Genomic DNA, 1,036 nt, shown 5'->3' with positions numbered 1-1,036 from the left:
TTAACCTGAGTTCGGGATAAGAATAGAAATAAGATTTGTGTAAAATAGCAATAATTCGTATATTTAAGTATCTAACATTCAAATATTTAAACGAATTACTGCTATGGATTTGAAAGACCAAATTACGAATATTTTTGTACAAATTGATGATTTTTGTAAAGAGTTTAATGCTCAAATCAAGAAAATGAAACTTGAAGCACTCGGCGATAGCAAGAAAAGAAGAAACAGAGCCTCACTAATGTCAGATTCTGAAATGATCACCATTATGATTGGCTTTCATCTGGGCGCTCACAAAACGTTTAAGCATTATTATAAAGAAATTGTTTGTGGCTACTGGAAAGACTTATTTCCTAAAAGCCTGTCTTACAATAGATTTATTGAACTTCAGCAAAGAAGCTTTGTGGTTTTTGCCTTGTTTCTGAAAGAAAAATGTTTGGGAAAATGCACAGGAATAAGTTTTATGGACAGTACAACTTTGAAAGTTTGCAGAAATCAAAGAATCCATAATCACAAAGTTTTCAAAGGTTTAGCAGAGCGCGGAAAGTCTTCAATGGGTTGGTTTTATGGGTTCAAGCTTCATCTGATTTGCAATGAAAAAGGAGAGCTATTATCCTTTTATATAACGAAAGGGAATGTGGATGACCGAAATCCGAAACATATTAAAAATATGACAGATCAACTCTTTGGAAAACTCTTTGCCGACAAAGGATACCTTTCCAAAGCACTTTGGGAGATGCTTTTTGCAGATGGAATACAGCTTTTCACAAAACTTAGAAAGAATATGAAAAATCATATTATGAAAATGGAAGACAAGATTTTGCTGAGAAAAAGAGCCATCATTGAGACAATAAATGATGAATTGAAGAACCATTGTCAGGTAGAACACACCAGACATAGAAGCGTGAACAATTTTATGATGAACATTTTGGGAGGGCTAACCGCTTATTGCTTCTTTCCAAAAAAACCGTCACTCAACTTGAAAAAAGTAAATGACGGTCAATTATTTTTAAACTTCGCTTAAACCGAACTCAGGTTA

General features: G+C 33.5%; 1 protein-coding gene. It reads left to right on the top strand.

Annotated features, from left to right (window positions below; translation table 11 throughout):
- Positions 1-103: 103 nt before the first annotated feature.
- The gene (locus AXA65_RS13100; protein WP_063970545.1) at positions 104-1,021 is read left to right on the top strand and encodes an IS982 family transposase; all 918 of its coding nucleotides are present in this window, start codon (positions 104-106) and stop codon (positions 1,019-1,021) included.
- Positions 1,022-1,036: the final 15 nt, after the last annotated feature.

The organism is Chryseobacterium sp. FP211-J200 (assembly GCF_001643375.1).
Taxonomy (GTDB): Bacteria; Bacteroidota; Bacteroidia; order Flavobacteriales; family Weeksellaceae; genus Epilithonimonas; species Epilithonimonas ginsengisoli.
The sequence above is the reverse complement of the archived record's forward strand: the minus strand, read 5'-3'. Positions and strand labels throughout refer to the sequence as shown.

What these genes read in the sequence shown, in the direction of transcription:
- AXA65_RS13100 (WP_063970545.1), top strand. Translation starts at nt 104, where the DNA reads ATGGATTTGAAAGACCAAATTACGAATATTTTTGTACAAATTGATGAT.